General features: G+C 66.6%; 22 protein-coding genes. 7 read left to right on the top strand and 15 right to left on the bottom strand.

The genetic code is table 11. The annotated features are described in order from the left end of the window. Positions 1–12 precede the first annotated feature (12 nt). Positions 13–423, bottom strand: coding sequence for a winged helix-turn-helix transcriptional regulator (locus NA5_RS22940; protein WP_062989342.1), 411 nt, complete (start codon positions 421–423; stop codon positions 13–15). Between the two features lie 67 nt (positions 424–490). Between NA5_RS22940 and NA5_RS22935 the strand changes: the two genes are divergently transcribed. Next, positions 491–1,399: an NADP-dependent oxidoreductase gene (locus NA5_RS22935; RefSeq protein WP_062989341.1), complete on the top strand. Its 909-nt coding sequence runs from the start codon at positions 491–493 to the stop codon at positions 1,397–1,399. A gap of 3 nt (positions 1,400–1,402) precedes the next feature. Here the strand turns inward: NA5_RS22935 and NA5_RS22930 are convergent, their stop codons facing one another. The 3 genes from NA5_RS22930 to NA5_RS22920 all read right to left on the bottom strand — a co-directional run bounded on the left by NA5_RS22930 (position 1,403) and on the right by NA5_RS22920 (position 4,480). Beyond that, the gene (locus tag NA5_RS22930) at positions 1,403–2,797 is read right to left on the bottom strand and encodes a DUF8176 domain-containing protein (protein WP_062989339.1); all 1,395 of its coding nucleotides are present in this window, start codon (positions 2,795–2,797) and stop codon (positions 1,403–1,405) included. A 132-nt stretch (positions 2,798–2,929) separates the two neighbouring features. Next, a complete protein-coding gene (locus NA5_RS22925; RefSeq protein ID WP_062989337.1) occupies positions 2,930–3,682 on the bottom strand; it encodes a L,D-transpeptidase in 753 nt (250 codons plus the stop codon). Between the two features lie 165 nt (positions 3,683–3,847). Further along, positions 3,848–4,480, bottom strand: a complete 633-nt coding sequence (locus NA5_RS22920) for a cyclodeaminase/cyclohydrolase family protein (protein WP_062989335.1) — start codon at positions 4,478–4,480, stop codon at positions 3,848–3,850. Positions 4,481–4,597: 117 nt separating this feature from the next. Between NA5_RS22920 and NA5_RS22915 the strand changes: the two genes are divergently transcribed. Then, positions 4,598–5,635, top strand: coding sequence for an LLM class F420-dependent oxidoreductase (locus NA5_RS22915; protein ID WP_062989333.1), 1,038 nt, complete (start codon positions 4,598–4,600; stop codon positions 5,633–5,635). 57 nt (positions 5,636–5,692) lie between these two features. Here the strand turns inward: NA5_RS22915 and NA5_RS22910 are convergent, their stop codons facing one another. From NA5_RS22910 to mftR, 7 genes are all read right to left on the bottom strand, one after another. Beyond that, positions 5,693–6,025, bottom strand: coding sequence for an STAS domain-containing protein (locus tag NA5_RS22910; protein WP_062989400.1), 333 nt, complete (start codon positions 6,023–6,025; stop codon positions 5,693–5,695). Positions 6,026–6,110: 85 nt separating this feature from the next. Further along, positions 6,111–8,438 (bottom strand): SpoIIE family protein phosphatase, encoded by a 2,328-nt coding sequence (locus NA5_RS22905; protein WP_062989332.1) that lies wholly within the window; start codon positions 8,436–8,438, stop codon positions 6,111–6,113. Then, a complete protein-coding gene (locus NA5_RS22900; protein ID WP_062989330.1) occupies positions 8,435–9,073 on the bottom strand; it encodes a SpoIIE family protein phosphatase in 639 nt (212 codons plus the stop codon). The genes NA5_RS22905 and NA5_RS22900 overlap by 4 nt, the downstream gene beginning before the upstream one ends. Then, complete coding sequence (locus NA5_RS22895) at positions 9,066–9,491, bottom strand: anti-sigma regulatory factor (protein ID WP_062989328.1); 426 nt, start codon at positions 9,489–9,491, stop codon at positions 9,066–9,068. Before NA5_RS22895 ends, NA5_RS22900 begins: the two co-directional genes overlap by 8 nt. Continuing rightward, on the bottom strand, positions 9,469–9,858 hold the full coding sequence (locus tag NA5_RS22890) for an STAS domain-containing protein (RefSeq protein WP_062989326.1): 390 nt from the start codon (positions 9,856–9,858) through the stop codon (positions 9,469–9,471). The genes NA5_RS22895 and NA5_RS22890 overlap by 23 nt, the downstream gene beginning before the upstream one ends. A 12-nt stretch (positions 9,859–9,870) precedes the next feature. Next, entirely contained in the window at positions 9,871–10,779 is a 909-nt protein-coding gene (locus NA5_RS22885) for an STAS domain-containing protein (protein WP_062989324.1), read from the bottom strand. A 108-nt stretch (positions 10,780–10,887) separates the two neighbouring features. Then, the gene (gene mftR / locus NA5_RS22880) at positions 10,888–11,505 is read right to left on the bottom strand and encodes a mycofactocin system transcriptional regulator MftR (RefSeq protein ID WP_062989322.1); all 618 of its coding nucleotides are present in this window, start codon (positions 11,503–11,505) and stop codon (positions 10,888–10,890) included. A 67-nt stretch (positions 11,506–11,572) separates the two neighbouring features. On the opposite strand from mftR, the gene mftE reads away from it, so the two are divergent. Together mftE and mftD are read left to right on the top strand one after the other, a co-directional pair. Next, positions 11,573–12,301, top strand: coding sequence for a mycofactocin biosynthesis peptidyl-dipeptidase MftE (gene mftE / locus NA5_RS22875; protein WP_062989320.1), 729 nt, complete (start codon positions 11,573–11,575; stop codon positions 12,299–12,301). Beyond that, positions 12,298–13,491: a pre-mycofactocin synthase MftD gene (gene mftD / locus NA5_RS22870; RefSeq protein WP_084484359.1), complete on the top strand. Its 1,194-nt coding sequence runs from the start codon at positions 12,298–12,300 to the stop codon at positions 13,489–13,491. Before mftE ends, mftD begins: the two co-directional genes overlap by 4 nt. A 9-nt stretch (positions 13,492–13,500) precedes the next feature. On the opposite strand, the gene NA5_RS22865 is transcribed toward mftD, so the two are convergent. After that, positions 13,501–13,971 carry a MarR family winged helix-turn-helix transcriptional regulator gene (locus NA5_RS22865; protein WP_062989318.1) on the bottom strand — a complete coding sequence of 157 codons (471 nt, stop codon included), beginning with the start codon at positions 13,969–13,971 and terminating at the stop codon, positions 13,501–13,503. A 256-nt stretch (positions 13,972–14,227) separates the two neighbouring features. On the opposite strand from NA5_RS22865, the gene NA5_RS22860 reads away from it, so the two are divergent. From NA5_RS22860 to NA5_RS22850, 3 genes are all read left to right on the top strand, one after another. Beyond that, on the top strand, positions 14,228–15,904 hold the full coding sequence (locus NA5_RS22860) for a fumarate hydratase (RefSeq protein WP_062989316.1): 1,677 nt from the start codon (positions 14,228–14,230) through the stop codon (positions 15,902–15,904). A gap of 145 nt (positions 15,905–16,049) precedes the next feature. Further along, on the top strand, positions 16,050–16,451 hold the full coding sequence (locus tag NA5_RS22855) for a hypothetical protein (RefSeq protein WP_062989314.1): 402 nt from the start codon (positions 16,050–16,052) through the stop codon (positions 16,449–16,451). 475 nt (positions 16,452–16,926) lie between these two features. Further along, a complete protein-coding gene (locus NA5_RS22850) occupies positions 16,927–17,532 on the top strand; it encodes a M15 family metallopeptidase (protein ID WP_084484356.1) in 606 nt (201 codons plus the stop codon). 3 nt (positions 17,533–17,535) lie between these two features. Here NA5_RS22850 and NA5_RS22845 read toward each other — a convergent pair whose 3' ends face one another. From NA5_RS22845 to NA5_RS22835, 3 genes are read right to left on the bottom strand one after another with little or no spacing between them, the layout of a single operon-like run. After that, positions 17,536–18,840, bottom strand: a complete 1,305-nt coding sequence (locus NA5_RS22845) for an MFS transporter (RefSeq protein ID WP_281201742.1) — start codon at positions 18,838–18,840, stop codon at positions 17,536–17,538. A gap of 16 nt (positions 18,841–18,856) precedes the next feature. Further along, complete coding sequence (locus NA5_RS22840; protein WP_062989312.1) at positions 18,857–23,068, bottom strand: TIGR02680 family protein; 4,212 nt, start codon at positions 23,066–23,068, stop codon at positions 18,857–18,859. Positions 23,069–23,071: 3 nt separating this feature from the next. After that, positions 23,072–24,487, bottom strand: a complete 1,416-nt coding sequence (locus tag NA5_RS22835; protein ID WP_062989394.1) for a TIGR02678 family protein — start codon at positions 24,485–24,487, stop codon at positions 23,072–23,074. Between the last annotated feature and the right edge of the window lie 28 nt (positions 24,488–24,515).

The following is a 24,515-nucleotide window of genomic DNA, read 5'->3' as shown; positions in this document are numbered from 1 at the left end:
GGCAATGGGCGTTCAGACGGGTTCCGGGTCGGTGCGCGTGTCGAATTCCGCACGGGCGGCGAGGATTTCGCTGTGGTGCCGCACCGACCAGACGCCCATCGCATGACTGAGCTCGCCGAGGCTGGCACCCAGATCGGTCAGCGAGTACTCCACACGCGGCGGCACGGTCGGGTAGACCGCACGGCGGACCAGTCCGTCGCGCTCGAGGTTGCGCAGGGTGCGGGTGAGCATCTTCTGGGTGATGCCGTCGAGTCGACGGCGCAGATCGTTGAAGCGCACCGGCCCGCCCGCCATGCGCAGGACGCCCAGGACCAGGAGCACCCATTTGTCGGCGAGCACCGTCAGCACTTCGCGCGCCGGGCAGTTCGTCAGATAGCTCTTGACCAGGTTGTCGGAGTCGGACCAGTCGACAACGGTATACATCGGGTACCTCGGGATCATTGAAGTGCCTTCTTTCCCTCGGATACTAGGCGACCGCAGAATCAGTGGCATGCTCGCAATCACGCAACAACGATTCGGTGGTCCCGAGGTTCTGGAAATCGTCGAGGTCGATCGGCCGAGCGCCGGTCCCGGCGAGGTGCTGGTGCGGGTAGCCGCCACCGGTATGAATGCGGCGGACTGGAAGCTGCGGTCCGGACTGGTGCGCAAACTCGGGGATCCGCCGTTCACCCTCGGTTTCGATGTGTCCGGGATCGTCGAGCAGGTTGGCGCCGGTGTCGAGCAATTCCGGGTCGGCGACGAGGTCTACGGCATGGTGTTCACCCGGTCCGGCGGCTATGCGGAATATGTTGTGGCGCAGGCGGATTTCCTCGCACCGAAACCGGCGATGCTGGATCACATCCACGCCGCGGGTGTGCCGACGGCGGTGCTGACCGCATGGCAGGGGCTCACCGAAGTCGTTGCCGGACAACGCGTGCTGGTGCATGCGGCGGCAGGTGGTGTCGGACATTTAGCGGTGCAGATCGCGAAGGACCGCGGCGCGTATGTGATCGGCACGGCCCGCGCCGCCAACCATGAATTCCTGCGGGAAATCGGCGCTGACGAGGCGATCGATTACACGACAAGCGATTTCGCGGACACAGTGCATGAGGTCGATGTCGTTTTCGATCTCGTCGGTGGTGACTACGGGTCGCGTTCGCTGCGGGTACTCGCCGCGGATGGTCGCCTGATCGACGCCCAGGGCAACGATGCCGAGCACGACCCGAGGTACCAGCGACTGTATGTCGATCCGTCCGGTCGCGATCTCCGCGAGCTGGCCGCGCTGTTCGAGGCGGGCCGGTTGCGCGTGCAGATCGATCAGGTGCTGCCGATGGCCGAGGTGGTCAAGGCCCATCACCTGAGCGAATCCGGGCGCGTCCGCGGGAAAATCGTACTGGTGCCGTGGAATTCGGCGGTGTGACGGTCAGGCCGCGCCGATTCCGGTGATGAGCGTCTGGTTACCGACGCGCGCCGTCGTGACGATCTGGGGTTTGTACGTGATCGATGTCGAATCGGGCCGATACTCGGTCACCTGCACAAGGTACTGGCCGACGGATGCCCCGGGCGTAATGCTGATGCAGTGGGTGGTACCGGCCGGAATGCCGTCGATGCCCTGTTGAATCGTCCCGGCGGGGGAGACGGATGCGTTGGGTGCCACGAACTCCCGGGTCGCCGCACCGGATCGGGTGACGTAGTACGCGTACTGGAACGCGAAGATGACGCCCGGTCCGGAATCCAGCCCGCCCGCACCGTTGCCCGTGATGGTGTCCCCGACCCGCTCGGCCCGGCACTCCGCAGCGGACGTGGACCCGGAGACCGCGACCTGGCTGGGCGTGGACGAGGCCACCGTCGCCGGTTGCGGGTCCGGCCGAATTTGCACGAACGCCACCACGAGCAGTCCGGCCGCCGCGACCGATCCGACCAGTACCGGCATCCACCGGCGCTTCGACCGATTCCGTCCGGACCGATCGATCATGGCCGCCAAGGCCGCCTCGTGCCGGAAGTAGTCCGGCGCAGGCGGTTTCGGCTCCTCGGCAGGTTCCTCGACCCACTCGGACCATTCACCTCGATAGTCGAGTTCCTGTCGGGTGAATTCGCTGTCGATCGGGTTCTGCTCGTGTCTCCCGGGTGCGTAATGGTTCGGATCGTGTCGGGCGGCTTCTGCGTGGAAGGCCCGAATCGGGTTCTGGCGCATCGGATCTCGCTGAAGCGGAGCCCGCAGCGGCGGCTCGTGCGGAACAGGCGTATGCCAATTCGGATCTTGGGGGGCGGGCGGACGCGGTGCGGCGGGCGTGGGCGGGCTCGGGTTCCGGGTGATCGGCGCCTGACGAACCGGTTCCGGCAACATCAGCGACTGCTGGCCGTCCGGTACGGTCGGCGCCTGGTGCGTCGAGACGTACGGAACCTGTGCCGGGGGCGCGGGAATTTCCTGGCGTGGAATCCGTGGTATCGGTCCGGTTTGCCTGGGGCCCTGGGGATTCGGAGCCTGACCGCCGGGACCTTGTTGGCCGCGAATGCGCCGGAACGGGTCCGTATTCGTCGGCGCCGTGTCGACCGGAACTCTGGGCAGCGGGCCGGATGGTGTTGCGGCACGATCGATCGGAACGCGCCGTAATGGGCCGGTGTCGATGGGTGCGCCCTCGATCGGGATCCGCGGTATCGGCCCGGTCGGCGCATCGTCTTCGGTGAAGCCGATCCGGTGGAACGGGTTCGGCGGTGTCGGTGTCTGGTATGCCCTCGGCGCACCGAGCGGTTGTTGTGGCGCAGCGCCCGGCTGCGGGTCCGAATTCGCCCGCGAGGTCATATCCGGTCGATCCATCGCCCTACCTTCATCAGGTCATACGATCACGTGTGTCCCGCAGTTGTATCAACCCCGGCAGGATACTGCCAGGTTTGCTGCGCGTGACGAAAATGAGGCGAGGTGTCGCGAAGGAAACCGATTGTCTACGGCTCACCAGTGCACGGTGACCGGATCGCCGACGCCGACGGTCTCGTAGTACCAGGCGGCGTCATCGGGAGCCAGGTTGATGCAGCCGTGGCTGACATTGGCGTGGCCCTGCGAATCCACCGACCACGGCGCGGAGTGCACGAAAACGCCACCCCAGGTGAGTCGTTCGGCGTACTCGCCATTGATGACATAGCCCTCGGGCGAGCTCAGCGGGATTCCGATGGTGCGCGAGTCGAAGACGACCGAACGGAACTTTTCCAGTATCGGGAAGGTACCGGTCGGTGTCTCGTAGCCGGGCTTGCCCATCGATGCGGGCACCGACCGCGCGACCGCACCGCCGACGCTCACGGTAAAGGTATGCGCCGACATGTCGGCGTCGGCCACCACGCCCGCATTGGTGCGGAACTCCGTGCGCGCGTTACCGACCTGCACCGAGATCGGCGCTCGCGCGGGCAGGAAACTCGTTGGCGTCCAAATCAATTCACGATCACTCGACCACGAGAATGCGCCGGGCAGCGGTTCGGTGGCTCGAATATCGACCAGTCCTTCGGCTCGGTCGCGGTTGGTGACCGGGTTGGCGAATCGAATGGTCACCGGTGCCGCGATGCCGACTTCCTGGCCTGTCGACGGGGTAATCGTCGCGACCGCGTCGGCACCGGGTTTCAGAATCGTTGTGGCGATTGCCGCTCCGGATCCGAATGCCGCCAATGCGACGACGGTGATCGCGAGGAACAGGTATCTGAGTGCGCTCCGCATGGTCCACCCCTTCACGCTGGTGTGGGACGCAGAAATCCATTCTAGGACTTCATGATCAACTAGACGTACCGGTTCTGTAACGGCCGTCCAAGTCCACATTTTTCGTATATAGGGGCGACATACCCGGCAGATAACCGGACAAACGATCCGATCGTTCGGTCGAATTCAGCCGCGCACGGCGTGCAGTACGTCGGCGTGCAGTGCGTCCGCGCGTGCGGTGATCTCGTCGATGCGGATCAGCACCGGCGCGAACTTATCGCCCTGTTCGGCGCTGAGCGAACGGACATTGATTTCGATATTGAGCTGCGAACTGGTGGCCGCGGCCCGTGCCGCATCGGCGGCGGCGCCGATGTCGGTGACCACATTGGGATTGCCGATCGGCAGCAGTTCGGCGGCGAGCGAGAGCACCTCATCGGCCTCGTCGACGACCGCGGCGGGCACCCGGGCCGCCTCGAGCAGTGCGGCGGTAATGGCATCGCCGCGCGCGGCGGCCCGCTCCGGAGAATCCTTCGGCAACTTGTAGGCGTTGCCGACGGCGGTGAATGCTGCGGCATCGGCATCGGCCAGGGCCAGTGCGCGCTCGCGGGAGGCGTCTGCCGCCTCGATGATCCGGTCGATGACCGGCCGGTGCTCGGCATCCTTGGCCCGGGTGGTGTAGCGCGCGACCATCGCGACCAGTGCGGCGCCCTGTGCGGCGTGCAGTGCGGCGACGGCGCCGCCGCCTGGTGCGGGCACCTTCGCGGCCAGGTCGGTCAGGTACTGCGCGAGGGTGGCCTCAGCGAAGGCGGGCTGCGACACGGCGGGTGGCCTTTCGTTTTCCTGCGACGACAGTGGAGAACTACCGCGAATACGCTACCGCCCGCACCGGGGTGGCCGGTGCGCGGCCGGTGCGTAGCTGCGGTTATGTTGAGTGCTATGCGGATCGGATTGAGCATCAACTACTCGGGTGGCTTCAAAGAGGCGGCCGCCGAGGTGGCCGACCTCGAAAAGGCCGGACTCGACATCGTGTTCGTGCCGGAGGCCTACTCGTTCGACGCGGTGAGCGCGCTCGGATATCTGGCGGCCAAGACTACGCGGCTGCAGTTGGCCTCGGGCATCCTGCAGATCTACACCCGCACGCCGAGCCTGACCGCCATGACCGCCGCCGGGCTGGACTTCGTCTCCGACGGCCGCTATATCCTCGGCCTCGGCGCATCGGGCCCGCAGGTGATCGAGGGCTTCCACGGCGTCCCCTACGACGCACCCATCGGACGTACCCGGGAACTGGTGGAGATCTGCCGCAAGGTGTGGCGTCGCGAGCGACTGGAGTACCAGGGCAAGTACTACCAGATCCCGTTGCCCGCCGATCGGGGCACCGGCCTGGGCAAACCGCTCAAGCTGATCAATCATCCAGTGCGCGAACGCATCCCGGTGCTGCTGGCCGCACTCGGCCCGAAGAATGTGGAGCTGGCCGCGGAGATCGCCGAGGGCTGGCAGCCGATCTTCTTCGTGCCGGAGAAGGCCAAGCAGATCTGGGGCGAAGCACTGGATGCCGGTCTGGCCAAGCGTGATCCGACCCTCGGCGAACTGGACGTCTACGCCGGGCCAGCGCTGGCCATCGGCGAGAATGTCACGCCGCTACTGGAATTCGTGAAACCGCATCTGGCGCTCTACATCGGCGGCATGGGTGCGAAGGGCAAGAACTTCTATCACACGCTGGCCACCAAGTACGGCTACGGCGCCGAGGCGGACCGGATCCAGGAGCTGTATCTGACAGGCAAGAAGGACGAGGCCGCCAAGGTGGTCCCGGACGATCTGGTTCGGGATATCTCGCTGGTGGGCCCGGCCGGATTCGTGAAGGAGCGGGTCGCCGCATTCCGCGAGGCCGGTGTCACGGTGCTGAATGTGGTGCCGATGGCGGCGACCACGGCCGAGCGGGTCAAGCTGATCGAGCAGCTGCGCGAACTGTGCTGAAAACGACCATCCCGGCCCCGCCGATGCGGCGGGGCCGGGATGCGGGAGCTATTCGAGTCAGCGCAGGCTGGCCAGCGCCTCGGCCAGCGTGGTGTGCAGTGCGAACACCTGATCCAGACTCGTCATCTTGAGCTGCCGACTGGTGGCCGGACCATCCGCGACCACCACGATGGTCGTCGTGTCACCCGCGCGCTGATGCGCCGCGACCAGGGTCGCCATACCCGCCGAGGCGAGGAAGCTGACACCGGTCAGGTCGATGATCAGGACCGCCGGTTTGCCGGTGAGAATGGCCTCGATGGTGTTCTCCAGCGCTGGCGCGGTCGCCAGATCGACCTCGCCGGAAACCGTGAGCACGGTCGCGCCATCGTGTGCCTCGACTGTGGTGGTCATCGTGTCCGCCAGGGGATACGCGTCTCCGGAGTTGTTTGTCACATCATCACAATCTGCCATGAACCCGCCTTTCGCGCTGCATTCCTCAGCCAGAAATCTGGCGGTTCGTGCCACGCAGTGGGTTCGCTACGGGGGATTTGATCGCGGGCAACGTTACCGACATGCGGACGCGGGTGCCCAGCCCGCTGTGGTCTATCTCCAATTCTTCCGTCAATGCCCGCATCATGTCGATGCCGCGTCCGCGCGGCCCCGGATCGGCGGAGCGTGGTTTCCACGTTCCGGTGTCGGCGACCAGAATGACGACCTTTTGGGTATCACATTCGGCGGTCAATTCGACGAGCCCAGGATCGGTGGTGGCCGCCGCGGCGCCGGTGGCCCGGCCGAGCAGTTCGGCCGTGGAGCTGATCGCGCGGGTGACCGGCCCGCCGCCGTTGCGGTAGGCGTGTTCGATGCTGTTGCTACAGGCCTCGTTGGCCGCGGCGATGAGGTCGGAGGCGAGATCGTGCGGCACCGCGGCGGCGGCCAGCCAGGCCTTGAGCCGCTTGCGCATGGCCGAGAGCTGATCCGGATTGGCCGGAATCTCCAGCCGCAGCGGTGCCGGGGGTTGCCGATAGACGACCATGGCGACGTCATCGTCGTAGCCCGCTGCCGGACGTAGTCGGGAGAGCACGGCATCGGCGACCTCACGCGGCAACTTGCCCGCGGTATCGGCGAGCACCCCCGAGATCTTGGCGAAACTGTCATCGATATCGACGCCGCGCTGTTCGACCAGGCCGTCGGTGAACAACACCAGCGTCGAACCTGGCGTGAGCGCCGTAGTTGCCTCGGGACGCCGTGGCGTATCGAAGGTCGCCAGCGGTACCGCGCGGCCGCCCTCGAGCAGTCGGCCCGGCTGACCGACATCGGCAAGAATCGGCGGCATATGTCCGGCACTGCTGTAGCGGACCAGTCCGCGCACCGGATCGAGGACGGCGGCGCAGACCGTCGTGCACATGGCGCCGGGAATCCGGCCCGCGACGGTATCGAGTTCCGCGAGCAGCTGCGCCGGACCCGCGCCGCGCAGCAGCAGAGCCCGTGCGGCCGTACGCAATTGGCCCATCACGACGGCCGCGGACAGACCACGCCCGACACAATCGCCGACCACAACACCGATGGTGCCGTCGCGCAGTGGCACCACGTCGTACCAGTCGCCGCCGATCTCCAGCGGCGGCAGCGCGGGCTCGTAGTGCACCGAGAACCGCGGCGGCAGTTCGATCGGACCGAGCATGGCGCGCTGCAGCGTCAGCGAGGTCGAGCGCGCCTGATCGAAGTTACGCGCCCGCTGCACCGCCAGGCTGAGATGTCCGATGAGCAGTGAGAACAATGTCCAGTCGGCGGCGCTGATGGCGCGCGGCGCGGCGAAGCGCAGCCACAGCGCCGCATCACCGGTCTCGCCGAGCGGGGCGACGATGCCCTCGGAACTCTCGGTGCCCTCCGGAATCGCGAACAGGCTGCGCGCCGGACGACGTCGAGCCCGATCCAGCAGTGCCCGCGCGCGGGCGTCGAGCACCGAGCCCTCCGGAACCCCCTCGGCCCCGGAGACATACGTCTCCGGCCCGGTATTGCGGTTGGGCCACACCATCACCACCGCGGTTTCCGCGCCGACGGTGCGTCGCAGCTCGTCCAGCCCGACGGCGAGCACCTCGACCACACTCGTCGCCGCGCCGACCGCGGTGGCCAGTCGTGACGCCGCCTGATCGCGCGCCTGCGCATCGTGTTCGGCGGTGACATCGCGGATGGTGCCGACGAAGATCTGCTCGTACTTCTCCGGTTCGACCATCGCGCTGGTGCTGACCGCCAGCCAGACCGTGCGGCCGTCGCGATGTTTGACCGGAATCACGAATCGCTGTGCCTCGCTACCGAGATCGGGATAGCGCGGCCCCTCCGGCGTGGACCACGGATGCGGGAGCGGGAAGGGAAGTTCCGATGCGCCGTAGCCGGTCAGCGCGCCGAAGGCGGAGTTGACCTCGATGATGGTGCCACGCGCGTCGGCGACGAAGAAGCCGTCCTGCAGCGACTCGACCAGGGCAGTGCGAAAGGCGTCGCGCCCGGCCAGATCGTCGATGCGCGAACGCTGTTGTTCGGCGCGGCGGGTGCCATCGATATATCCGCGGGTGGCGATGTCGAGCGCGGCGAGAGTCTGCAGCAAGAACTCCAACGCGGTCTCGGCATGTTTGGCGTCCCCGGTTCCCGATTCCGTGGCTTGCACCACGCGGTAATGGTTTTCGGTGAGATCGAGCAGGCTGATGCCCTCGACGAGGGCCCGGCGGCCGAGCTCGTAACCCTCACCGAGACTCGCCTGTGACGGTGAGTTCAGATGCCGCCGTAGCGCATCCGAGTAGGCGTCGAGAAATGCGGCCAACGCCGCGCTCATGCTGATCCCTCCAGTACGCCGCCCCGGTGGCGGGCCGCGAGCACCAATGCGTCGTCGGTATCCTTGGCGTGCCTGGCCAGGATTTCGGCGGTGATCTCGGCGGTGGATTTGGACGGATCGATGCCGCTGTCGGCGGATTCGGTGACGATGCCGTCGGTCGACATCAGCAGCAGATCGCCCGGCCGCACCGGAACGGTCTGCACCTGTAGTGTCTGGGGTAGCCGATAGCCGACGATGCCACCGGTCATCAGGACCGTCGCGCGCATGGCGAGCCCCACCGGACCCGCGGTCAGAATTCGGCAGTCGACATTGCCGACGCCGAGCCAGTGCACCGTATCGGATGCGCCGAACAGCGCCAAAGACACTGCCGCACCTCGGGTATCGGCCATGGCCCGATGACACAGCACCATCAGCACGTCCAGCGGTTCGGCGCGGTTCTCCGACAGCACCTGGGCGGCCCGATCGGCGGCGTCCGCGGCCGCCGTGCCGTGGCCGAGCCCGTCGAGGACGGCGAAGAGCACCGCACCGCCGCCCGCGTCGAGGACCACGCCGCGATCACCGGAAACCCGCTGGCCAGGCAGGGCGCGACCGGCCACCGCCCATTCGATCCGGCCGATGATCCCGTCCTCATGCACCGTTGGGTACCCACTTCCACATCTCCACCAACGTGCCGCGACCGGGTGCGGATTCGACGGTGAGCCGATCCATCAGCCGACGCGCGCCGGGCAGGCCGAGGCCGAGACCACGGCCGGTGGAGTACCCGTCATCGAGTGCGCGGGCGATATCGAGAATGCCGGGTCCCTGGTCCTCGGCCTGGACGACGAGTGCCTGGCGACCCTCCCGGTCATCGACCAGCAAACGTATTTCACCACTGCCCGCGTAACTGGTTATGTTGCGGGCGATCTCGGAGATCGCGGTCGAGATCATGGTCATATCTGTCAGAGAAAAACCGAGCCTGGCTGCCAGCTCCCGTCCGGCTTGACGCGCGGTCACGATGTCACCCGACACCCTCACCGCGATCACCAAGTTCTCAGCGGCCACTGTCACGACCATCTCGCTGGCGGCGGCCCGTAGTCTTGCGGTTCAGCCACGCCAAGCCCTCTTCCAGGTCGAGGGCGGTGTGCATGTCCTCGAAGGTGAGGCCGAGCTGCACCATGGCGAACGCGACTTCGGGCTGTAATCCCACGATGACCGTTTCGGCACCGCGGAGCTGCGTCATGTGCGCGATGGTACGCAGCGATCTGGCCGCGAACGAATCCATCACATCGATCGCGGTGACGTCTACGATGATTCCGTGTGCTCGATATTTGCTGACCTGTTTCATCAGGTCGTCTTGCAGACGCTCGGTATCCGCGTCGGTCAAGGCTGACTGAACCGACGCTATGAGATACGTGCCTTGCTTGAGTATCGGAACCGGCATGGGTGCGCCCGATCAGCGCCCATCGCGTTCGGTGAGCTGCCGGTCCGTCATTCGAGTGACCTCATAGCCGAGTAAGCGTTCGGCCTCTTCGATACCACCCTGAAGGTCGCCGACCGCGTTCATCTTCGACAGGTCGAGGCCGATGGTCACCAGCGTGAGCGCGATCTCGGAGGACAGGCCGGTGATGATCACATTGGCGCCCATCAGGCCGGATGCGTCCACGGTCTGCACCAGGTGGTTGGCCACCGTGGAGTCGATCGCGGGCACACCGGTGATGTCGATCACGACCACCTTCGCGCGGTTGGCGCGGATGGCACGCAGCAGCTGCTCGGTGAGCTGGCGAGCGCGCTGACTGTCGAGCACGCCGATGATCGGCAGAATCAGCAGCTGCTCGCGCACCTGCAGCACCGGGGTGGACAGCTCGCGGATGGCTTCCTGCTGCTGGCGGATGACGCGCTCGCGCTCCTGCACGAACGAGATGGCCACGGTGCTCGCGATGCGGTTGGCCGCCGGTTCATAGGCGTCCAGAACGGCATTCAGCAGTTCGAAATCGGCCTGGTACTTCTCGAATAGCGAGCGGGCGAGCACGTCGCGCAGCAGCAGGACGATACCGAGTACCTCGTCAGTATCGACTCCTCTCGGAATGATGCGCTCGGACAGATCGCGGGCGTAGGCCTGCAGCGCTTCGACGCTACCGGTCACGAGGACCTCGACGTAGTTGTCGTACATCGACGTCGCTTCGGAGAAGATCTCCTCCGGGGTCATGGCGGTCAGCAGTTGGGCATCGGTAATGCGGCGTGCCCACTCCTCACGCAGCGCGGTTCGGTTCTGCCGCAGGTGTTCGACCAGCTGCGGAAGCAGGTTGTCGACCGGTCCTACGGGCAGGGAATCCGCCGAAAGGCTCATGGACACCTCGGACATGGAAATTCCAGCCCCTTTCGACGGGATTGTCGGGATAGTCGTGCATGCGGCTGCGCGCCGATACCGAGCCTAGTCATACCCCATCCCGGTCGCCCGTGAAACCTGCCGTTAGCTCGATGCTGGATCCGGATCCTCGCGCGGCGGCGCGAATCCACGTGCCAGCGCCGCGAGCGCTTGGTCGAGATAGACGGTGAGGTCGGCGTCGGCGCGGGTCAGCCAGGCGTCGAAGGCGGCGCGCGCCGCGGCCAGGGTGGTGCGCCCGACCGCCATCGCGACCAGGTCGTCCTCCGGTACGCCGAGTCGGCGTGCGGCGAATGCGCTCACGGCCCGCTCCCAGGCGTCGTAATGCGCGCCCGCGGTGGCGGCCAGTGCCGGATCGCCGCCGACGAGGTGCATGCGAACCCGCAGTTCGGGCACGTCTTCGGCGCGATATCGGTTGGCGTTCACCACAACTCGGCGCACGGCGGTCATCATCGGTACCTCGTCGGGCACGGTGGCGAAGGCTGCGCGCAGCGCCTCGACCTCGGCGTCGAACTGGTACCAGAGCACCTCCGCCTTGGTGGGGAAGTAGCGGAAGAAGGTGCGCCCGCTGATACCCGCGGCCGCGGCGATCTGCTCGACGGTGGTTTCGTCGAAGCCCTGTTCGGTGAACAGTCGCATGGCGATCAGTTCGAGTTCGCGCTTGGTTGTGCCGCGTGGACGGCCCCGCACCTTGGCATCTGTCACGGCTGTTGATTATGGGCGTCGATCGCCGGATCTTGATTATGTCAGTGACTGACGATAATCTCGCGGCATGGTGGAAAGTGTCGCGGAACACACCGTGGCCGCGCGACTGACCTGGCCGCAGGCCGGGGCGCGCGCGGCCACGGGCGCGATCCTCGCCGTGCCGGTCGGGGCGACCGAACAGCACGGACCGCATCTGCCGCTGTCCACCGATACCGATATCGCGGTGGCATTGTGCGCGCGACTGGCCGAATCGCGGTCGGATGTGCTCGTCGCACCGGCGATCCCATACGGCGCCAGCGGTGAGCACGCGGGTTTCCCTGGCACGCTATCGATCGGGCAGGTCGCGCTCGAGTTGCTGATCGTGGAGTTGTGCCGGTCGGCCACCGAGACTTTCGACCGCATCGTGCTCGTCAACGGGCACGGCGGCAATCTCGAGCCGCTGCGCAAAGCCGAGGCGTTGCTGCGCACCGAATCCCGGGACGTGCGGGTGTTCATGCCGCACTATCCGGGTGATCCGCACGCGGGCCGCGCCGAGACCTCGATGCAGTTGGCGCTGCGGCCGGATGCGGTGCGGACCGAACTCGCCGCCGCCGGTGATACCAGACCGCTCGCCGAAATCCTGCCCCTGCTGCGCGCCGGGGGAGTGCGCGCGGTGAGCGCCAACGGAGTGCTCGGCGACCCGACGGGCGCGAATGCCGACGAGGGCGCTGCGCTGCTCATCCAACTGACCACTGACCTGCATGAACAGATCCGGCTGTGGTGGCCGGTGGCTTCCCCGAAAGGATCCTCCTCGTGAACCCCTGGTTCGAAACCGTTGCCGAGGCGCAGCGGCGGGCAAAGAAACGACTGCCGAAGTCGGTGTACGGCGCACTGATCGCCGGATCCGAGCGCGGCCAGACCATCGACGAAAATCAGCAGGCCTTCACCGAACTCGGCTTCGCCCCGCACTGCGCTGGACCGATCGGCGAGCGCGATCAGTCGACAACCATACTGGGACAGCAGCTCTCGATGCCGGTGCTGATCTCGCCGACCGGCGTGCAGGCGGTGCATCCGGATGGTGAAGTGGCCGTGGCGCGGGCGGCGGCGGCTCGTGGCATCGCGATGGGACTGAGCTCCTTCGCGAGCAAGCCGATCGAGGAGGTCATCGCGGCGAATCCGGCGACATTCTTCCAGCTGTACTGGTGCGGTTCGAAAGATGAGATCCTGCAACGGATGTCGCGGGCCAAGGCGGCGGGTGCGGTCGGTCTGATCCTGACCCTGGACTGGTCCTTCTCGCACGGGCGCGACTGGGGCAGCCCGGTGATCCCGGAGAAGCTGGATTTCAAGACCATGCTGACATTCGCGCCGCAGACCCTGGCCCGGCCGCGCTGGCTCGCGACTTATGTTCGCTCCGGCCGTATTCCGGATCTCACCGCACCGAATATGGCCGTCGGCGACGGTCCCGCGCCCGGATTTTTCGGCGCCTACGGCGAGTGGATGGGCACTCCCGCACCGGATTGGGCGGATGTGGCGTGGATCTGCGAACAGTGGGACGGGCCGGTCATGCTCAAGGGCGTGATGCGCGTCGACGATGCGCTGCGGGCGGTCGATGCCGGTGTCGCGGCGATTTCGGTCTCCAATCACGGCGGAAACAATCTGGACGGCACGCCCGCCGCGATTCGGGCATTGCCCGTGGTGGCCGAGGCGGTCGGATCGCAGATCGAGGTGGTGCTCGATGGCGGCATCCGGCGCGGTAGCGATGTGGTGAAGGCGGTGGCGCTCGGCGCTCGCGCGGTCATGATCGGGCGGGCGTACCTGTGGGGCCTCGCCGCGAACGGGCAGGCCGGTGTCGAGAATGTGCTCGACATCCTGCGTGGCGGTATTGATTCAGCGCTACTGGGACTGCGCAAGACCAGCGTCGGCGATCTCGATCGGAGCGATCTGGTGGTGCCGGACGGCTTCGAGCGGGCATTGGGGGTGCCGGACCCGGCCGTGCAATCGGCTTGAGCTGGTGAGTTATTCGGTGGCCGCGACTCTTCGATGATGGGCGAGCAGCGTGTCGTAGATATCGGCGAGGGCGGCCAATTGCTGGCGGTCCAGCACGTCGATCATGTGTCTGCGCACGCTCTGCACATGTGCGGGCGCGGCCGTCGCCAGCACGTCGGCGCCGCGCGGCGTGAGCCGGGCGGCGGTGCGGCGGGCGTCGTCCGGAATCGGTTCCCTGGCCACCAGTGCCCGCTTCTCCATCCGGGTGATCTGATGGGACAGCCTGCTCTGCGACCATTCGAGTTTGGCGGCGAGATCGGCGAAGGTGAGTCGATGATCCGGTGCGTCGGCTAGGTAGGCCAGCACCGAGTACTCGACGTAGGTGAGGTTCGACTCGCGGGATGAGTCGCGCCCGACCGCGGCGGCGATGAGGTCCCTGGTGCGCACATAACCCACCCATGCGCGCATTTCGACGTCATCGAGCCAGTGGGGATCGGTCACGAGAGCGCTCCAAACTCTGACATGTCATTGAACTGTCCGGCCGCGTGCTGTCGCGCGACGAATGCCAGAACTGAGAGGTAGCACTGGTGGGGTTGAACGTGCAACCTTTTGGTTGGGATGCACTGAGTGAGGGTTGCCTAAGCAACGGTCGGCCCTAATTACTGGATACGCTCCTTGTGCTCGTGACCAGCCTGCCGAAGACCCTCTCGAGGCCCCGGCGGTGCGTCAGCCCTGAGACCGAATAAGGAGTGCGTCCGTGACCGCGCCGGATTTCCGCTATTCAGATCTGCTGCCGATCGGCGCCGACGACACCCCGTACCGGTTGATCACCACCGAGGGCGTCAGCACCTTCGAACACAATGGCCGCACCTTCCTGCAGGTCGAGCCCGAGGCGTTGCGCCTGCTCACCGCCGAGGCGATGCACGACATCAGCCATTACCTGCGGCCCGCGCATCTTTCGCAGCTGCGCCGGATCATCGATGATCCCGAGGCCAGCGGTAACGACCGCTTCGTCGCGCTGGACCTGCTCAAGAACGTCAACATTTCCGCGGGCGGCATCCTGCCGATGTGTCAGGACACCGGCACCGCGATCGTGATGGGCAAGAAGTCCGAGGGTGTGCTCACCGGTGTGGACGATGCCGAATGGATCAGCCGCGGCGTCTTCGACGCCTACACCAAGCTGAATCTGCGCTACTCGCAGCTCGCTCCCATCACCATGTGGGACGAGAAGAACACCGGCACCAATCTGCCCGCGCAGATCGAGTTGTACTCCACGCCGGGCGATCCCGCGCATCCGTCCTACAAATTCCTGTTCATGGCCAAGGGCGGCGGTTCGGCGAACAAGTCTTTCCTGTACCAGGAGACCAAGGCCGTGCTGAATCCCACGCGCATGCTGGAGTTCCTGGACGAGAAGATCCGCTCGCTCGGCACCGCCGCGTGCCCGCCCTACCACCTCGCGGTGGTAATCGGCGGCACCAGTGCGGAATTCGCGTTGAAGACGGCGAAATACGCGTCCGCGCACTACCTGGACTCCCTGCCCACCGAGGGTTCGCTCGCGGCGCATGCCTTCCGGGATCTGGAGCTGGAGGAAGAGGTCTTCAAGCTCACCCAGTCCTTCGGTATCGGTGCGCAGTTCGGCGGTAAGTACTTCTGCCACGACGTGCGCGTGGTGCGCCTGCCCCGGCACGGCGCCAGCTGCCCGGTCGCCATCGCGGTGTCCTGTTCGGCCGACCGGCAGGCGCTGGCCAAGATCACGCCGGAGGGTGTGTTCCTGGAGCAGCTCGAGCGTGAGCCCGCGCATTACCTGCCCGAGCAGACCGACTCCATCCTCGGCGGCGATGTGGTGAAGATCGATCTGAACCGGCCGATGTCGGAGATCCGCGCCGAACTGTCGAAATATCCGGTGAAGACCCGGCTTTCGCTGACCGGTCCGCTCGTCGTCGCCCGCGATATCGCGCACGCCAAGATCAAGGAGCGCCTCGACGCGGGCGAGCCGATGCCGGAATACCTGCGCGAGATGGCCGTGTACTACGCCGGACCGGCGAAGACCCCCGAGGGCTACGCCTCGGGTTCCTTCGGTCCGACCACCGCGGGCCGGATGGACTCCTACGTCGATCAGTTCCAGGCCGCGGGCGGTTCGTTCGTCATGCTGGCCAAGGGCAATCGCTCCGCGCAGGTGACCAAGGCGTGCAAGGAACACGGCGGTTTCTACCTCGGTTCCATCGGGGGGCCCGCGGCGCGGTTGGCACTGGACTGCATCAAATCCGTCGAGGTGCTGGAGTATCCGGAGCTGGGTATGGAGGCGGTCTGGAAGATCGAGGTCGAAGATTTTCCTGCGTTCATCGTCGTGGACGATAAGGGCAACGACTTCTTCGCCGAAACGCAGAAGCCGATTGCGTTGCGGGTCCGTACCCGTTCGAAGGAACGCGTCTGAACGGTTGAAACGGTCATCCATCAGGGCATGTGTCCGGACACCGGAATGTCACCCCGTTCGCCGGGGTAACAATGCCGCCGAAGCAAGGCACCCTTAATCGGGGGGTACATCGCTGCACCGGTGTCGATGGAGGTCGAGGAGGGCAATGAGTACGTCGTTTCGTATCTCGGAATCCGCCAGCCGTCGGTTGGCCGAACGCGCCGCTCGTGAGGGAACCAGTTCGACCGCGCTACTGCACCGCCTGATCCGGGAGGGTTTCGACCAGCTAGACCATCCCGGAATCGTTTTCCGCGGTCCCATCTCCGACCGCCGCGCGGCTTTGGCCGCCGGTCCGGAGGTGTGGGAAGTCGTTGCGCGCCTACAGGAACTGGACGGTCCGGTCGAACGCCGCATCGCTGTCCTGAGCCAGCAGTCCGATCTGCATTCCCGCAAGATCAAGGTCGCCATCGCCTACGCGCGAGCGCACGGCCCGGAGATCATCGAACGCATCGACCGCAATCGTGAAGCGGCCGAAGCGATCCGCGGTTCGGATTCTGTGCGCCCCTGACCCAAGCCGATCGACACCACATAGCCCATAAGCACGACGCATAGCGGGTGGCTATCGCGCACAGGTAACAGCTTGTGCGCGATGGTCACCCGCTATGCGTCGGAAAGGTTCGTGTCGGGCCGGAAAGGCTTGCGCTGCAACAGACTTTGCCTCGAGGTCGTGAAACTTATGAAGGCGCGGTAGTTTCCGGTTTCTCGAAGATTGCTGGGGATTGTTGATCGTGATCCACAACACTGGAATGGATTGTGGACAGGGGGATTTCCGGTGCGACAAATCGGGCGGGGCACAGGATGTTTCGGACATTGGTGATTAATTGTGCTGTGAATATGTGGAAAGCTATGTGAATGACGTCCGTTCGGACAGGGCGGTGTCCTCCTGTTCGCCGGTATGTTGCTCGCGATGATCGACGGCGCGGTGTGAGCCGTAGGGGCGTAGCTGCGGGGTCGGCGGCTGCGGGCCCGTTACTATCCCTGACATGTCGCTCACGCTTCGTACCCGGACCCTGCTGGGCGTATCGACCACGCTGTTCCCGGTGATCGTCGCGGTCGGGCTGTCCATGCCCACCGCCACCGCCGCGCCGGTCGGGCAGGTGGCCGGTAATGCCAGCGGGACCGATGGGCTGGAGCCCGGCCTCGCCGCGGCGTACACGCAGGCCGAGAACCAGGCACATGCCGAAGGGGTCGCGCTGTACATCAACTCCGGTTACCGCACGCCCGCCGAACAGCAGGCGCTGTGGGACGAGGGGCTGCGGACCTACGGCAGTCCCGACGAGGCGCGGCGGTGGGTGCTGCCGCCCAACGAGTCGACGCATGTGCAGGGACGGGCGATCGACGTGGGGCCGCAGGCCGGGGCGCAGTGGCTGGAGGCGAATGGGAATCGCTGGGGCCTGTGCCGGATCTATCAGAACGAATGGTGGCATTTCGAACTGGCCACGGCACCGGGCGGAGCCTGCCCGGCGCTGCGTGCGGATGCGAGCGAGGGCGGTACCGCCCCGGCGCCGTCCGCGCCGATTCCGCCCGTCCTCCCGGCTCTGCCGTCGATCCCGCTCCCGCCGTGGTTGAGCGGCTCCTTCGGGCTGTAGGTTTCAGCCGACCGGCACGGGTGCCAGCGTGTCGGTGGGCTCCTCGGCTGCCCGGATCAGCGCCGCCGTGCTGATCGTGCTCAACGCACAGACGGCGACGATATAGCAGGTCACCGCTGCCGAGGTCGAGCCCGCGGTCCACAGCGCGGTCGCGATGAGCGGGGCGAGGCCGCCGCCGAGGATGACCGAGACCTGCACGATCAGCGACGTGCCGGAGTAGCGGACCGATGGTGGGAAGAGTTCGGCGATGATGATGCCGCCGACGCTATGGGCAATGGGCAACGTCACGCCCATGCCGAGCAGTGCGAGGAACGCGACAACCTTGTTGCCGGTGTTCAGCAGCGGGAAGTAGACCGCGCACCACCCTGTCAGTGCGGCGGTGCCAGCGAGGAATATCCGACGCGTGCCGTACCGGTCGGCGAGCGAGCCCCACAAAGGCATTGTGGCGCACCAGAAAACGGCCGAAACGATGACACCGAGCAGTAGGAAGTCTCGGCTGAACCCGAGTGCCTTGGTGCCGTAGGTCAACGTGAACACCATGAAGATATAGACGGCCGCCGAGGTCGCGGTGGCGGCGAACAGAATCAGCAGTAGCCGGACAGGCCCGACCCGGAGCGCGTCGCGAAGCGGGAACGACGCGACCTCGCCGCGTCGGACCAGTTCGGCATAGTCGGCGGATTCGGTGATCCCCAGTCGCACCCAGAGCCCGACCATGACGAGAATAGCGCTGAGCAGGAACGGAATTCGCCAACCCCAGCTCAGGAAGGCCGAATCCGGCAGCAGCGAGCTGGCGCCGAGGAAGACAGCATTGGCCAGAATCAGCCCGGCCGGTGTGCCCATCTGCGGGAAACTGGCATACCGGTTGAGTCGTCGCGGCGGCGCATGCTCCATCGACAGCACCACCGCCCCCGCACCTTCGCCGCCGAGTCCGATGCCCTGCAGCAGTCGCAGCGCGACCAGCAGTGCGGGAGCCCAGAATCCGATGCTCTCGTAGCTCGGGATCACCCCGATGAGCATGGTGCTCACGCCCATCAGAAACAGCGACACCACGAGGGTGGTCTTGCGACCGATCCGATCACCGAAGTGGCCGAACAGCAACCCGCCGATCGGTCGCGCGCCGAAGCCGACCGCGAACGTGCTGAATGCCGCCAGTGTTCCGGCGGCCGGGCTCAGCGTTGGGAAGAACTGTTTACTGAAGATCAGCGCGGATGCCGTGCCGTAGAGCATGAAGTCGTACCACTCGAGGGTGGTGCCGATCAGTGTGGCGATGGCGACCTTGCGATGGGGCGGGGTGGAACTCGAAGACACTGGTATCCATTCAGAATCAGCCGACCGGGGCCGGGCTGCCCGGCATATTGTCCAGCGCCAGCCCGCCCTCGATCGAGTTCGGGACGCGGCGGCGGTTGGGGGACCCGAGCGCGGCGGTGAGATCGGTTCCATCGTGTTCGGCGAGCAGATCGCCGCTGTCCCATACCAGCAGCGTCGCGCTGACGGTGTTCTCGGCGGCCGAATGCGCGAGATCGTAATGCGCGCAGCCGGGGACGTGCGGATAGGTGATCCACAGGTCGTAGCCGGTCATGAACAGGTCGAGGTCGAATTGCACACTCAGGCCGAGCAATTCGCTGCGACCGTTGTCGTCGACACCGGCGAACGCCTCGTCCAGCGCGAGCAGTCGCGGCGCCTGCGGATCGGCCGAGTCGAGCATGACGTGCGCGGCCGCGAACAGCGGCAGATGCAGCGAGACCGACTGCTCGCCGCCGGAGAGCGCGCTGTGCCTGGCCACGGTCAGCTTGTCCTCGCTGCCGTCGGCGGAGATGAGGGTGAAGGAGAACACCCGCCAGGTCCGGTAATCCAATGTCGCGCCGAGGATTTCGGGGTAGGAACGCTCCGGGTGCGCGGCGCGCGCGGCCCGGATCTCGGCGGCGAAGTGGGCGCGGATGGCCGCCAGATCATCGGCGCCGAGCGAGGAGGCGTCGCGATCCAACAGCTTGCACATGGCCCGGGCCGCATCCGAGAGCGAATCGGCGAGCACCCAGTGCACGCCGATGGTATTGCCCGAGGACATGCGGCGCTTCTTCATTTCCGCACCCATGCGGGCGATGAGATCGCGCGCATCGCTGGTTCGTTCGTGGATCTGCTGTGCCAGGCCGGTGAGCAGCGCGTCCTCCAGTATCCGACGTTCGGCGTCGGTGAGCAGCAGTTCCTGATCGCGGCGGGCGGCGTCGATGCGGGTGGCGAAATCCGCGAGTGCCGATAGCCCGTTGTCGTCCTGTACCTGGACGACGGTCAGACCGTCCGCGGCATCCCATTGCAGCCGGTAGTCGCGGCCGGAAGCGGCCAGTGCGGCATCGAATTCCTGCAGCGCGGAGGTCACCGCACTGCGCGTGGATTTGCGGGCAGCCTCGCCCGCTCGCACGGAAGACGTTGCGGCGGTGAGGTTGTCGAACAGTTCGGCCACCTCGTCCGGTAGCACCTGGGGTTCGACCTGCGGTCCAGCCGCCGAAATGCGGTAGAGCAGTTGTTCGGGGGTCGACCAGGCGGCGTCGCTGCTCGGCCAGCGGCTGTCGGCGGGTGCGCCGAGCAGGGTGAGCAGATCCGGTTGGGCATAGGGCGCGAGGGCCTTCACATCGGCCAGCACCTCGGTGAGCGCGGTGCCGAGCGACTCGTGCGCGGTGCGATAGGCCGCCTCCGCATCACCGACGGCCTCGATCGCCGCATTGGCGGCCTTGCGGGCGGCCTTCTGCTCGGCCCTGGTCGCCTCGATCTTCGCGCGCGCCTGTTCGAGTTCCCGATCGATATCGGCGGCGCCCGCGCCGAGCGCCTCGCGCAGGGTTTCGAGTTTGCGCAGTTGCTCCTGGTAGCCCGCGTCGGCGGCCTCGGCCTCTTCGGCGAAGGCCTCGGCCAGATCGCGGGCCTCGTCGAAGCGGTCCGAACCCTCCCGTTCGCGTTCGCGCTCCCGTTCGTGGTCGGCGCGCAGGCGCAGTAGCCCGGTTCCGGTGTTCTCGAAGTGGCGGATGGCGGCGGCGAGCGCATCGATCTCGCGGGCGTCGCGGGGACTGCGGTGCGCCTGGGCGACCGAGCGCAGCTTCTTCTCGACGGCCGACGTCTCGGCCACCGCCTGATCGAGGTCGCGTTCGGCCTGGGTGAGCGCCTCGGAGCGCGAGCGCATCATGCCCGCGGCTTCCGAAACCGCGCGCAGGGCGGCGGTGACGGCCGAGAGACGCGGTAATGCCTTGGCGGCCGCGGAGATTCGCGCGATTTCGGCGCTGGCGGCGGACTCATCGGCCTGAGCCTGCCGCTGCGTCTGCTTCGCTGCCTCGATCGCGGCGGCCAACTCGGCGAGCCGGATTTCGCGGCGCTTGGCGCGGGCGGTGGCACCGATGAATTCGGCGTCGGGCTTGTGGTGGCGGCCGACCTGGACGCCTTGGCGGAATCCGCCGGTGGTGCTCACGCCGACTTCGATGCCGAGGTCGGAGTCCTTGTCGTACAGCGCGATGGAGGCCAATACGTCGGCGACAGTTTGCTTCGGCACCGCGAGGTCGGCCGAATCCTCCTCCACTACAAGGACATCGGCGAGCGTCCGACCGGATGGCCGCGCAGAGGCAGGCAATGGCACCAGGAATTGGTCGGAAATGTATTCCGGCCGTTCGGATTCCGCGCAGACCCAACTGTCGAGCAGGTCGGCGGCGTGCAGCGCGGCCTCGATGCCCGCGGCCTGCGCTGGTGTCACGGAATCGGCGAAACGGACCAATCGCCACAGCGGCGCACCCGGACGGCCCTCCGCATTCCGCGCACGAGCGGGCGAAACCGGTGGGGCCTCAGCACGCTGGGCCGCGACCTCATCGCGTTCGGCCTCGAGTTCGACCAGCCGGTCACCGGCCAGCGCGGCGACGGCACGCGCTTGCTGACGGCGGGTGCGGATGTCCTCGAGCAGCGGTTCGGCACGTTCGGCCAGAATCTCGGCGAGACCGGCGGCCTCATCGGACCCCGCGGTGGCCAGAGCGGCATCGAGCGCTTCGAACAGGCCCTTCTGAATGGGGGAGTACACCGCACGGTGCGCCTCCCACCAAGTGCGCAGTGCGCCACCGGCTTCGGTGCGCGCCAGCACAACCGCCGCCTCGGCGGCCGAGACCTCGGCGGCGGCCGATTCGCGCAGTGCCCTGGACCGTTCGGCGAGCTGTTCGGCCCGATTCCGTTCGGCCTTAGCGGAATCCAGCAGACCGAGTGCCTTGCGGACCGCGCGAACGTCGGCGTCGCGTTCCTCGGCATGTCCGCGAACCGCGGCGGTCAGCTGATCACCGCGGGCCTGGTCGGCCGAACCGGCCCAGGTGATACCCGCCTCTTCGGCGGCGGCACGCAATTCGTCCTCGCCACGGGCCAGTTCGGCGGCCGCATTCTGTGCCGCCGCCTTGGCACGCTCTGCCTCCTGGCCCCGCTGATCCAGGGTTTGGCGGGCCTTGAGCGCCTTATCCTTGTGCACGGCCGCCGAAGTCTCCAGGCGCCGGACCGCGTCGGCGAGATCGTCGAGCTGCTGTTTGCCCTCGTAGGCGCTGGAGCGCTGCAGGGTTTCCCGGTCGGAGAGCGCTTGTTCGTAGGCGCGGTCGGCATCGTCGGCGCGGGCCTCGGCGGCGCTGCGTTCGGCCTCGCGACGTTCGCGCAGTGCGGTGGCGGCGAAGAGCGCGGTGCTGGCGTGGGTCACCGCATCGAGCCGGGTCCGCACCTGATCGACATCGGTCTTCGCCTGTACCGCAAGGTATTTGCGATACACATCGACGAAAGACCTGGTGGCGGTGTCGGCGTGCACCAGGCCCTCCAGGGTGCGCCCGACCTCCTCCATATCGCTGAACGAACGCGCCGCGTCCAGGATCAGCTGTTCGTCGAGCGGGCGCAGACCATCGGTGAGCGCCTGCGAAAGCCCGCGCGGATCAAGGTTTTTCGCGAGCTGCGGGCGGCGCAGCGTGAGAATGAGGTTGATCAGCTGGTCGTAGCGCTGACTGCCGAGACCGAACATGCGCGCATCGATCGCATTGCGATACTCCACCGGTCGATCGACGATGGCGTCGGTGCCGATCTGTTCGGCCAATTGCTTGCGGGTCAGCGGACGGTCATCCGGGCCGATGAGTGAAAAGTCCACGCCCGCACGGCCATCGGCGACGAAGTACCAGCGGGTCACCTTGTCCGAGGAGCGGGTGGCGCGCATACCGATGCCGATGGTGACGACCTCGGGATCGTCCCATTTACCGCGCGCGAACTCCATCCACACATACGAATACGCGGATTCCTGCTTGCGGTACAACAGGTTCGACTTCATCGTGCGCTCTTCACCCGCGAACGGATTGAGCCTGCGCGGTTCGATCCGGCCGTCGAGCACGAATGGGAACAGCACCTCGAGTGCCTTGGTCTTACCGGAACCGTTGGGTCCGCGCAGTACCAGCCTGCCGTCGGCGAAGCAGTATTCCTGGTCGCGGTAGTCCCACAGATTGATGATTCCGGCGCGGGTCGGGACGAACCGCACTCCGCCATGGATGAGCGACATGGTTTAAATCCCTTCCGTACCAACGCTATCGGCCCCGCGCGTGTCGGAGACCGTGACGAACAATTCGGCCGCCCGTTTGGTGCGGACGGTGACGACCGCGCCGCGGTAGCGGGCCAGTGCGGGCAGAATGATCAGACCGTCCTCGACCACTTGGACCAGCCGCAGCCGTTCCAACAGGGCGGTCACCTCCCTGGTCAGCCCGGGCACATCGGCCTGCCACTGCGCGGCGAAGGTGACACCGTAGCGGTCGGTTAGTGCCTGTACGGTCTCGCCCACCCAGCTCGCCTCGACGAACGGGTAGGTCGCGCGCACATACGCCGTCGCCTCCGCATCGCGATCGGAAACCTCCTGCACCGCTTCTGGATCGGTCGATGGCAGATCGGCGAGCGGAACGAAAACGGTGGACTCCGGGATGGCACCGTCGAGCTGCTCGGCCAGCGCGACCGCCGGATCGGGTGCACCGGGACGAACCGGCACCGGGTTATCTATATCGAGTACCCGATCGGCGATCTCACCGACCAGCAGCAGCGCCACCTGTGCCAATGTGCCGGTGCCCGGGAAGCGGACGTCGGAGAGACGTCCGGAGATATCGATCAGCGCGACACCCTCGGCCCGGCGTTCGGCGCGCAACCCGGTGAACAGTTCGACATCCGCGACGACTCGATCCTGCTGCAACAGCGGACGTTCCGCATGGGCCAAGTCCTCGGCATACACCACCGGACGCTCCACGAGACTGCGTCGCACCCGCCGAGCCGCATCGGCGGCCTGCGCATCAGCGGCCGGTCCGTGCGCCAGCGCGTCCTCGGTCAACAGACCGCGGACACTATGCAGATGCTGCAATGCGCGCGGCGGTCGAAACAGCGCGAAGACCACCGGCCGGTCGATGTCATACAGCGCTTCACCCGCCTCCGGATCGGCGGCCCAGCCACCCGCATCGCCATCGGCCAGAGTGAGCGCGCCCCGGTGCGCGAGCCAGCCGACGGCATCGACGAAGGCATCGCGATCGGCGGCGCGGTCGGGTGACAGTTCGAGGCCGTCGACCCGGCCGGTATAGGCGGCGACCTGATCGGCCAACTCCGACAACGTGATCTGATCGCCCGCGCGCCCGAGTGCCGCCAGCGCCAAGGCGAGGTATGCGTAGCGGCGGCGGTCGAAGACACGGTCGGTGACGGAGCGGGCCGGTTTGCCGGAATCGAGCCGATCGATGACCGGGAACACCCGAGCCGTCGTTTCGGTGACCTCGAGCCGATAGCCGAACAATTCGGCCAGATCCTCGCGGAGTTCGGTGGCCCAGCGGCGGATCAGCGGCAGCGCGATCCGGTCCGGATAGGTCCGGGTGACCAGGTGATTGGCCAGGATCACCCGGGCGGCGCGCTGATAGTTGTCCAATGCGAGCGAGTCGATGCGGCGGGCGTTGATCACGCGCGCCGCCCGCGGGTCGACTGCT

This window comes from Nocardia anaemiae NBRC 100462, from assembly GCF_001612725.1.
GTDB classification, from domain to species: domain Bacteria; phylum Actinomycetota; class Actinomycetes; order Mycobacteriales; family Mycobacteriaceae; genus Nocardia; species Nocardia anaemiae.
The sequence above is the reverse complement of the archived record's forward strand: the minus strand, read 5'-3'. Positions and strand labels throughout refer to the sequence as shown.

Bases quoted from the DNA above. Each gene is read 5' to 3' on its own strand.
- NA5_RS22940 (WP_062989342.1), bottom strand. From the start codon at position 423: ATGTATACCGTTGTCGACTGGTCCGACTCCGACAACCTGGTCAAGAGC.
- NA5_RS22910 (WP_062989400.1), bottom strand. From the start codon at position 6,025: ATGACCACCACAGTCGAGGCACACGATGGCGCGACCGTGCTCACGGTT.
- NA5_RS22930 (WP_062989339.1), bottom strand. From the start codon at position 2,797: ATGGATCGACCGGATATGACCTCGCGGGCGAATTCGGACCCGCAGCCG.
- NA5_RS22855 (WP_062989314.1), top strand. From the start codon at position 16,050: ATGAGTACGTCGTTTCGTATCTCGGAATCCGCCAGCCGTCGGTTGGCC.
- NA5_RS22935 (WP_062989341.1), top strand. From the start codon at position 491: ATGCTCGCAATCACGCAACAACGATTCGGTGGTCCCGAGGTTCTGGAA.
- NA5_RS22915 (WP_062989333.1), top strand. From the start codon at position 4,598: ATGCGGATCGGATTGAGCATCAACTACTCGGGTGGCTTCAAAGAGGCG.
- NA5_RS22890 (WP_062989326.1), bottom strand. From the start codon at position 9,858: ATGCCGGTTCCGATACTCAAGCAAGGCACGTATCTCATAGCGTCGGTT.
- mftE (WP_062989320.1), top strand. From the start codon at position 11,573: ATGGTGGAAAGTGTCGCGGAACACACCGTGGCCGCGCGACTGACCTGG.
- NA5_RS22905 (WP_062989332.1), bottom strand. From the start codon at position 8,438: ATGAGCGCGGCGTTGGCCGCATTTCTCGACGCCTACTCGGATGCGCTA.
- NA5_RS22840 (WP_062989312.1), bottom strand. From the start codon at position 23,068: ATGTCGCTCATCCATGGCGGAGTGCGGTTCGTCCCGACCCGCGCCGGA.
- NA5_RS22885 (WP_062989324.1), bottom strand. From the start codon at position 10,779: ATGTCCGAGGTGTCCATGAGCCTTTCGGCGGATTCCCTGCCCGTAGGA.
- NA5_RS22850 (WP_084484356.1), top strand. From the start codon at position 16,927: ATGTCGCTCACGCTTCGTACCCGGACCCTGCTGGGCGTATCGACCACG.
- NA5_RS22925 (WP_062989337.1), bottom strand. From the start codon at position 3,682: ATGCGGAGCGCACTCAGATACCTGTTCCTCGCGATCACCGTCGTCGCA.
- NA5_RS22895 (WP_062989328.1), bottom strand. From the start codon at position 9,491: ATGGTCGTGACAGTGGCCGCTGAGAACTTGGTGATCGCGGTGAGGGTG.